Origin of the sequence: Nocardioides sp. CPCC 206348, from assembly GCF_048654705.1 — a bacterium.
In the GTDB taxonomy this organism is placed as follows: Bacteria; Actinomycetota; Actinomycetes; order Propionibacteriales; family Nocardioidaceae; genus Nocardioides.
Window position 1 is genome coordinate 1352 of the sequence record NZ_JBMCZA010000198.1, and the last position, 353, is coordinate 1704.

Genomic DNA, 353 nt, shown 5'->3' on the forward strand with positions numbered 1-353 from the left:
ACGACGTCGGGGGCGTCGTCGCCGACCTCGACGTCTCGCGACGTGACCGCGCCGGACCGGTCGTACCCGACCCGGGCGGTCACGCCGTCGAGGTACCCCAACGCCTTGCGGGCCTGGTCGAGCGCGTCCTTGCGCAACCCGCCGCCGGCAACGGTCGCCTTCCCGTAGACCACCTCGACGGTCACCCCGTCGTCGGTGACGTCCGCGACGGTGCTCGTGAACGGGATGGTCATCGGCACGGTGATCGGCGGCGAGGACATGAAGTCGACCGAGGTCGTCGACGTCAGCTCGAGGGTGCTCGTCTCCATGTGCCCCTCCTCGACGTCGAGCGCCACGACTCGGCGCGGTGCGGC

The 353-nt window shown here is 71.4% G+C and carries 1 protein-coding gene; it reads right to left on the reverse strand.

Annotated features, from left to right (window positions below; translation table 11 throughout):
* The coding region (locus ACOADB_RS18410) for a hypothetical protein (RefSeq protein WP_378601655.1) at window positions 1–308 on the reverse strand (308 nt) is incomplete at its 3' end.
* Between the last annotated feature and the right edge of the window lie 45 nt (window positions 309–353).